Origin of the sequence: Bradyrhizobium cosmicum, assembly GCF_032290525.1 — a bacterium.
Lineage (GTDB): Bacteria > Pseudomonadota > Alphaproteobacteria > Rhizobiales > Xanthobacteraceae > Bradyrhizobium > Bradyrhizobium cosmicum_A.
In genome coordinates this window covers 1-240 of the sequence record NZ_JASXTA010000554.1, presented here as the reverse complement: position 1 = coordinate 240, position 240 = coordinate 1, and the positions used below count along the sequence as shown (strand labels likewise).

Here is a 240-nt window from a genome sequence, read left to right as displayed (position 1 = left end):
CATTCACCCAGCGCAGGCGTCCGCCCATGGCGGCGTGCCACTTGCGGTATACCAGACGCCAGGCAATGGCGTGCTGCAGGGCTTTCATCGGGGGTAGCATCCGGCCCGGTTCGTAGCGTTCCGCGCGGGTCAGCGCCCATTCATACACCCGGCGTCGCCAGCCACGCAGTTCACGCGTCTTGGCCGTCAGCTTTTCGTATACCTTCTCTAGCACGCGCGGCACCGCGCTGAAGGTATGGG

General features: G+C 65.4%; 1 pseudogene. It reads right to left on the bottom strand.

Annotated elements, in window-relative coordinates:
* A pseudogene (locus QSV46_RS40910) lies at positions 1-240 on the bottom strand (hypothetical protein); the annotation flags it as partial.